The 6,383-nt window shown below is 64.4% G+C and carries 6 protein-coding genes; 2 read left to right on the forward strand and 4 right to left on the reverse strand.

What is annotated here, in order from left to right; translation table 11 throughout:
• Position 1: 1 nt before the first annotated feature.
• Positions 2 to 790, forward strand: a complete 789-nt coding sequence (locus AC0L21_RS26095) for a 3-hydroxybutyrate dehydrogenase (protein WP_106941870.1) — start codon at positions 2 to 4, stop codon at positions 788 to 790.
• A gap of 141 nt (positions 791 to 931) precedes the next feature.
• Here the strand turns inward: AC0L21_RS26095 and AC0L21_RS26100 are convergent, their stop codons facing one another.
• The 3 genes from AC0L21_RS26100 to AC0L21_RS26110 all read right to left on the reverse strand — a co-directional run bounded on the left by AC0L21_RS26100 (position 932) and on the right by AC0L21_RS26110 (position 4,423).
• The gene (locus AC0L21_RS26100) at positions 932 to 1,756 is read right to left on the reverse strand and encodes a sulfite exporter TauE/SafE family protein (RefSeq protein WP_473264603.1); all 825 of its coding nucleotides are present in this window, start codon (positions 1,754 to 1,756) and stop codon (positions 932 to 934) included.
• A gap of 196 nt (positions 1,757 to 1,952) precedes the next feature.
• Complete coding sequence (locus AC0L21_RS26105) at positions 1,953 to 3,320, reverse strand: flippase (RefSeq protein WP_473264604.1); 1,368 nt, start codon at positions 3,318 to 3,320, stop codon at positions 1,953 to 1,955.
• Positions 3,321 to 3,583: 263 nt separating this feature from the next.
• The gene (locus AC0L21_RS26110) at positions 3,584 to 4,423 is read right to left on the reverse strand and encodes a protein-disulfide reductase DsbD domain-containing protein (protein WP_473264605.1); all 840 of its coding nucleotides are present in this window, start codon (positions 4,421 to 4,423) and stop codon (positions 3,584 to 3,586) included.
• A gap of 142 nt (positions 4,424 to 4,565) precedes the next feature.
• Between AC0L21_RS26110 and AC0L21_RS26115 the strand changes: the two genes are divergently transcribed.
• Positions 4,566 to 5,210, forward strand: coding sequence for a YqgE/AlgH family protein (locus AC0L21_RS26115; RefSeq protein ID WP_473264606.1), 645 nt, complete (start codon positions 4,566 to 4,568; stop codon positions 5,208 to 5,210).
• Positions 5,211 to 5,319: 109 nt separating this feature from the next.
• Here the strand turns inward: AC0L21_RS26115 and AC0L21_RS26120 are convergent, their stop codons facing one another.
• Positions 5,320 to 6,207 (reverse strand): TauD/TfdA dioxygenase family protein, encoded by an 888-nt coding sequence (locus AC0L21_RS26120; RefSeq protein ID WP_473264607.1) that lies wholly within the window; start codon positions 6,205 to 6,207, stop codon positions 5,320 to 5,322.
• Positions 6,208 to 6,383: the final 176 nt, after the last annotated feature.

Consider the following 6,383-nt stretch of genomic DNA (forward strand, 5'->3'; position numbering starts at 1 on the left):
TATGGGAAGTCTGTCAGGCAAGAACGCCGTCGTGACGGGGTCGACCAGCGGCATCGGGCTTGCCTATGCGCGCGCCTTCGCCGCCGCCGGCGCCAATGTCGTCATCAACGGGTTCGGCTCGCCGGAGGACATCGAGAAGGAGCGCGCCAAGATCGAGTCTGATTTCGGCGTGAAGGCGGTCTATTCGCCCGCCGACATGACCAAGCCGGCCGAGATCGCCGGGATGATCGCGCTCGGCGAGAAGAGCTTTGGTTCGGTCGACATCCTCGTCAACAACGCCGGCATCCAGTTCGTCTCGCCGATCGAGGAATTCCCGCCGGAGAAGTGGGACCAGATCATCGCGATCAACCTGTCCTCGGCCTTCCATGCCATTCGCGCCGCCGTCCCCGGCATGAAGAAGAAGGGCTGGGGCCGCATCATCAATACTGCTTCCGCGCACTCGCTGGTCGCCTCGCCCTTCAAGTCGGCCTATGTGTCGGCCAAGCACGGCATCGCCGGCCTGACCAAGACCGTGGCGCTGGAGGTCGCGACCAGCAAGATCACCTGCAACTGCATCAGCCCCGGCTACGTCTGGACGCCGCTGGTGGAGAAGCAGATCCCCGACACCATGAAGGCCCGCAACCTCACGCGCGAGCAGGTCATCAACGACGTGCTGCTCGACGCGCAGCCGACCAAGGAGTTCGTCACCTCCGAGCAGGTCGCAGCCCTTGCGCTGTTCCTGTGCGGCGACGATGCCGCGCAGATCACCGGCACAAACCTGTCGATCGACGGCGGCTGGACCGCGGAGTAGACAGCGCTCTTCGTCATGCCCCGGCTTGACCGGGGCATCCAGTACGCCGCGGCGTCTCGGTACAACCACAGCCGTCTCGGCGTGCTGGATCGCCCGGTCAAGCCGGGCGATGACAGCGAGAGTGGTGCGGCCGTTCTCCGTTCAGTGCGTCCAGGCCAGCGCCGTCTCGAACGCCGAGGACAGGTCCAACTCCGCGAACATGATCTTGCCGGCGACCACGAACAGCACGCAGGCAAGTGTCAGGCGCAGCACCGTCTCAGGCACGCGCGTCGCGCTGAAGCTGCCGACGACGATACCGGGCAGCGAGCCCAACAGCAGCACGCCCATCAGCGCCCAATCCACGTCGCCAAGCGCCCAGTGCCCCATGCCGGCGATCAGCGTCAGCGGGACCGCATGGGCGATGTCGGAGCCGACGATGGTCGCCACCGGCAGGCGCGGATAGAGCAGCAGCAGAACGGTGACGCCGACCGCGCCCGCGCCGACCGATGAAATCGAGACCAGCACGCCGAGCACGATTCCGGTGACGACCGTCGCAATCGCGGTGGTGCGGTCATCGACCTGCTCCAGACGCCGGCGATAGCGCTCCATGATCGATCTGCGGAAAATCAGCGAGGTCGCAGTCAGCAGCAGTGCGAAGCAGAGCACGAGGTTGACGAGATTGCGCTCGGAATCGCTCTTGAGGTCGAGCTTCCACAGCACCAGCAGCGTCAGCGCGCTCGCCGGAAGGCTGCCGCAGGCGAGCCGCAGCACCGCTGGCCAGTGCACGCTGCGCGACCAGCCATGCACCACGCTGCCGCCGGTCTTGGTGGCGGCGGCATAGAGCAGGTCGGTGCCGACCGCGGTCGATGGATGAATCCCGAACAGCAGGATCAGCAGCGGCGTCATCAACGAACCGCCGCCGACGCCGGTCATCCCGACCAGCAGGCCGACGCCGAAACCGGAGGCGACGTAGAGTGGATCGATCATGTCCAGGGAATCTTAGGTTTATCTCGTCAGTTGGGCAATATGACGTAGAATAAACTTTCCCTGCGGTGCAACTACTTGGGGGCAATAAGAAAAATCGTGCTGTCACTCTTAAACAGGCAGGAGTTTAGCCGCGTCTATCAGCGTGCCGCGAAACGGTTGTTCCCCAGCGGAAGCGCGAAGGAGCGGGACGCTGATCCTATTTCCCGAACGCCAGCACGTGCAGGCCGAGCCGCTGTCGCACGATCCAGAACAGCAGCACCGTCTCGAAACTGAGCGAGATGGAGGTCGCGGCCGCCGCGCCATGGCCGCCGAAGCGCGGCACCAGCGCGATGCAGAGCACCAGGTTCATCGCAAAGGCCAGCGCATAGGCCAGCGCGCAGATCTTCTGCTGGCCGAGCATGTTGAGCAGCCGTTCGACCGGACCGATCGCGGATCGGACCACGAGGCCGATCGCGGCGACGAACATGATGTCATAGCCGACCACGAATTGCGGCCCGAACAGCCAGAGCAGCGGCTTGCCGAGCGCGAGCAGCACGATGGTCGCCGCCAGCGACGGCCAGAACGTCCAGTTGATGGCATGCGCCACGTAAGCCGACAACCGCGCCTTGTCGCCGCTTGCGTTGTACTCGGCAAAACGATGCGCTGTTGTCGCCGACATCGCGTAGTGGATGAAGGAGACCAGCGCCAGCGTCTTCACCACGGCGAAATAGACGCCGACCTCGTCGGAGGGACGGAACTGCTGCAGCACCAGCACGTCGGTATAGGACAGCAGCAGGTAGAAGCTTTCGACCAGCAGGATCGGCAGCGAGACGGCGAGCCAGCCGCCGACGTCGTAGGCCTTGGAGCCCGGCTCGATGTGACCGGCGAGCTTGCGGTTCAGCACCACCATCTGCCCGGTCATCGCGATCCATACCGCGCCGGCGCTCGCGACCATCGCGGCGACCGCGCCGAGATGATAGCCGAGCAGGAAGGCGCAGGCCGTGATGCCGATGATCAGCGCCTGGCGGATGATGAATTGCGGCATCAGGCCGAGCTGCATCCAGTCATGCGAGCGCGCGATGCCGTCCTGGGTGTTGGCCACGACGAAAGCGGGCAGCGTCATGCAGCCGATATAGAGCGGCAGCTCTTCGGCCGGATCGATCCAGGGCGACAGCAATTTGACGACACCGGCGAGGCCGAGCGACACCAGTGCGGAAACGGCAAAGGTCAGCCAGCGGCTGCCCGAGAGAAAGCCGCGCAGCAGCGCATGCTCGCCACGGGCGCGGTATTCCGGAATGATCTTTTGGGCGGAGGCCGAGATGCCGAAGTCCATCATGCTGCCGAGCAGCAGCACCCAGGTCCAGACATAGACATAGACGCCGTAGTCCGACGTCCCCATCCAGCGCGCGAGCAGGACCTGCGAGAAATAGGCAAGGCCGGCGCTGATCACGCGGATGACGAAGATGGTGCCGGCCAGCCGCCGCGTCAGCGATGCCTCGCTCGACCCGCCCGTCAATTTGTCGCGCAGCCGCGCGATGAGGCCGGCAGGTCCGGTCGTTGCGGGTTCTGCATCCATCACGGCCAATTCGAAAAGTCCCCGAGGCGCGCACGAGTGCTGCGGCAGACTTGCCGCAGTCGCACTGGGGATTAGCAACCATTCGTTAAGATTCGGTTGGGTGGGCCTCGTCTCTATCCCACGTCGTCCCGGCCGAGTGCGCAATTGCGCACGGGAGCCGGGGACCCGTAACCCCAGGCAGAGGTTTGGCGGAGACTGTTCGTTCGGGATTGTCAGCGTGGACTGTCGATAGATCACGCGGTATGGGTCCCGGCCTGCGCCGGGACGACCACTCACTCCAAATTGGTATTGAACTCGTACGACTTCTCCGGTCCGACCAGCGTGAACTTCAGCGCTGCGCCGTCGGGCTTGGCGCCCGGCGGCAGGCCATCGAGTTCGAAGGAAAACCGCTTCACGCCCGGTGGGCTGGGCTCGACCGGCGCCGGGATGGGCAACGCCCAATCGGGCGTCGGCCCTTCCACGTACAGATTGACGGTGCGCGCATCCGGCGCGACCACGTCGACCACCACATTCTTGGGCCCGTCACGCTTGACGTCGCGTATGGTGAGCGGGTTGGGATCGCCGATCGTGGCAGGCTTGGGCACGGTGTCGAGCGCTGCACGCAGATTGGCATCCTCGGTCGAGGCGACGCTGTTGAAGCCAAGCTCGGCGCGGGCCTCGACGGGAATGCAAAGCTTCTCGCACACCGCATAATTGATCTCGGCGCGCAACGTCACCGGCTTGTCGGCCGCCTTGGCGATGATGCGCAGGGGCAGCACGATCTGGTCGTGATATCCGATCGAATGGCCGCCCGCGCCGTCGTCGAATTTCTGCGGGGCCGGCCACATCACCGTCACCGCTTCGACATTGTCGGATTTCGAGAAATCGAACCGCGGCGGAACGCCGGAATCGCCTGGCATGCGCCAATAGGTTTTCCAGCCGGGCTGGATCTGGAAGGCGATACCGCCGAGCAGGACGGCGCCGCTGCGCGATCCTGCCAGCAACCGCACCGCGGAATGTCCATCCCGCTGCCACGGCGATGCATCGTCGGCATGGGCCGCAAGCGCCAGCGACGACGCGAGCAGGGTTGTTGCGACGCCAATCGCCGCACGCCGGGGAACTCTTGTCAGCATGGTACGTCTTTACAGGGTCGCCCCGCGGCAAACCATTGAATTGCTTGTGATGGATGCACTTGAATCAGGTCCCTGCAAGCCTTGATTTGACAGCGGCCCGGCCCGACATCAGGATAGGAATTGAACCCGGAGTGCTTCACCGATGGCTCCCACAGGCAAAAGGACAGGCGAAGGCACCCGCAAGCCCAGCCCCGCGCTCCCCAGTTCGGCGGGCTACCTCGACGGCCAGCTGTTGATCGCCATGCCGGTCATGGGCGACGAGCGCTTCGAGCGCTCGGTGATCTATCTCTGCGCCCACTCCGCCGAAGGCGCGATGGGCATCATCGTCAACCACCCGGCCGGCAGCATCGACTTCCCCGAGCTGTTGCAGCAGCTCGGCATCATCAACAAGGGCGAGCACATCAAGCTGCCGGAGAATGCCGAAAGCATGAAGGTCCTGCGCGGCGGTCCGGTCGATACCGGCCGCGGCTTCGTGCTGCACTCCAGCGATTTCTACATCGAGAACGCGACGCTTCGGATCGACGACGGCGTCTGCCTCACCGCGACCGTCGATATCCTGCGCGCGATCGCCAACGGCTCCGGCCCCAAGCATGCCATCCTGGCGCTCGGCTATGCCGGCTGGGCGCCGGGCCAGCTCGAGACCGAAATCCAGAGCAATGGCTGGCTGCATTGCGACGCGGATTCGGATTTGATCTTCGGCGACGACGTCGACGAAAAATACGGACGCGCGCTGCGCAAGATCGGCATTGATCCCGGCATGCTCTCGAACGAAGCCGGGCACGCGTAGCGCCTCTTGCTTGTGTATCACCCACCGCTGTCATGCCCCGGCTTGACCGGGCATCCAGGGCGGATTCAACCGGTCAAGCCGGGCGATGACACCGATTGCTGAGTAGCGCCTACTCCGCCGCCTGCTGCTGCACCGTCGGCTCCGTGCCCGCCACCGTCGCACGGCGCATGTCACGGGGCTGCGACTGGTCGTAGCGGCGGACGCGGTGCATGGTCTGGCGGTTGTCCCACATCACGAGATCATGCAGCTTCCATTTGTGGACGTAGACGAACTCGCTTTGCGTCGCGTGCTCGTTGAGGTCGCGCAGCAGCAGCCTTCCTTCGGGGACGCTCATGCCGACGATCTTGCCCGCATGCGATGAGAGATAGAGCGACTTGCGGCGATGGACGGGGTGGGTGCGCACGAGGCGTTGCAGCACCGGCTTGAACATCTTCTTCTCCTCGTCGGTGTATTCGGTGAAGCCGAGCGATCCCCGCGAATACATCAGCGAGTGCTCGGAGACGAGGTCGTCGATCTCCGCCTTGGTCTCGTCGTCGAGCGCGTCATAGGCCGCCCGCATGTCGGCGAATTCGGTGTTGCCGCCCTTCGGGTTGAGCACGCGGGCCGACAGCAGCGAGAATTTTGCCGGGATGGGGCGGAACGAGCTGTCGGAATGCCACAGACAATTGCCGAGGTTGAACAAATGCGCGCGGCTGTCCTTCGCTAGTGGCTTGCCGTCCTTGCCGAGATTTGAGACGTCGTTCAGGCCCGACTGGAGCCGGTAGTCCTTTTCCTTCGTGACGGTGCCGCCGCGCGCGTCCTCGCGTTGGCCGAAATTCAGCGCAAAGGCCATCTGCTGTTCGTCGGTGATGTCCTGGTCGTGGAACACCAGCACCGCATATTTGTCCATGGCGGCTTCAACCTCGCGCGCCTCGGCCTCGGTGAGAGGTTGTCGCAGATCGAGGCCAGAGACCTCGCCGACAAAATGTTTGTGAAGCTGCCGGATGGCGATCGTCATGACGTTTCTCCCGCGAACCGCGAGCGGTTGGTCCCGCTCTGTCGAGGAAAAAGTTACTCTCGCGTTCCGCGTTGTCAACGCTGGGCGCGCATAGCTGCCCGTAGATGGGGTAACGGGTCGGCCTCCGCGGCCAAGCCGCGCTAGCTACGGCGCTATGTGATGCGCGCGTCGCGCGG

This window comes from Bradyrhizobium sp. WSM4873, from assembly GCF_055811355.1.

Coding starts and splice junctions, on each gene's coding strand:
- AC0L21_RS26095 (WP_106941870.1), top strand. CDS start 2: ATGGGAAGTCTGTCAGGCAAGAACGCCGTCGTGACGGGGTCGACCAGC.
- AC0L21_RS26100 (WP_473264603.1), bottom strand. CDS start 1,756: ATGATCGATCCACTCTACGTCGCCTCCGGTTTCGGCGTCGGCCTGCTG.
- AC0L21_RS26110 (WP_473264605.1), bottom strand. CDS start 4,423: ATGCTGACAAGAGTTCCCCGGCGTGCGGCGATTGGCGTCGCAACAACC.
- AC0L21_RS26115 (WP_473264606.1), top strand. CDS start 4,566: ATGGCTCCCACAGGCAAAAGGACAGGCGAAGGCACCCGCAAGCCCAGC.
- AC0L21_RS26120 (WP_473264607.1), bottom strand. CDS start 6,207: ATGACGATCGCCATCCGGCAGCTTCACAAACATTTTGTCGGCGAGGTC.